The sequence below is a fragment of the Nostoc sp. UIC 10890 genome, assembly GCF_054786515.1.
Genome location: NZ_JBSGKF010000191.1, coordinates 1 through 1,057, shown reverse-complemented (window position 1 = coordinate 1,057; position 1,057 = coordinate 1). Strand labels below are relative to the sequence as shown.

1 protein-coding gene is annotated in these 1,057 nt (G+C 48.2%); it reads left to right on the top strand.

Annotation, left to right across the window (positions count from 1 at the left end; translation table 11 throughout):
• Positions 1 to 1,057 (top strand): strawberry notch-like NTP hydrolase domain-containing protein (locus tag ACWATR_RS40340; RefSeq protein WP_460346082.1); only part of this gene is annotated, 1,057 nt, incomplete at both ends.

The window sequence follows — 1,057 nt, the reverse complement described above, 5'->3', positions numbered from 1 at the left end:
TCTGCCGCTTGCATACTTGGTAGCATTGGCGGGACAAATCAGTAGCAGCGACCTTATGCTGGAACCAAGTGCCGGAACTGGTCTATTGGCACAAATGGCTAAACTGCACAGTGCAAGTCTGATGCTCAACGAGCTAGCCGACGATAGATCGAAGATTCTGCGACGGTTATTCCCTGGTACACCATTATTCTCAGTAAACGCGGAACAAATTAACGATTATCTGGTTGGCAAGACTCAGCCCTCAGTTGTGCTGATGAATCCACCGTTTTCGTCATCCCCGAAAATCAGCAGTCGCAATCCCGACGCAACAAAAAGGCATATCAACTCGGCACTGCGAAGACTGGCTGACGGTGGACGGCTGGTAACAATCACAGCCAACTGGTTTTCTCCCAATAATCCTACTTGGCGAGAGACTTTTGTTAGGTGGCACTCAGAAGCACGAGTTTTAATGTCAGTCGGGGTTAACGGCAAGGTTTACTCAAAACATGGGACAACTATCGACACTCGGATTACAGTGATCGACAAAGTTCCGGCTGACTCCAGCGAAATCCCTTGCATTACTGAAACTTTGGATCTGCCTGAAATACTGGCACTGATTCAGCAATTGCCTGGGCGTTCGTCTTTGACGTTGCCGCAGGCATCGCAATGCAATGCTGCAACTATTAAAGCTGCTGTCGTTGCAGCGAAGGTTATTAAACTACCAACGAAGCGTACAGCGATCGCTTTACCAGAACCCTCCGCAGAAATTTCAGATGTGGTTGTTCTGGAGTATGAGGTTATCGAATGGTCTGCTACGGATGGACTCAAAGATACTTTATACGAAACCTATCGCCCACAGCGAATCCGAATCAAGGACGCTTTACCTCATCCCTCGCTGCTTTGTGAGAGTGCAGCCCTAGCACTTGTCTCGCCACCAGCACCAAATTACAAACCGCATCTTCCTAGCAACATTATCACACAAGGCTTGTTGTCAGAGGCACAACTTGAAAGCGTTATTTACGCAGGTCAGGCGCACTGTGAATTTCTGTCTGGGTCTTATATTGTGGATGATTCATGG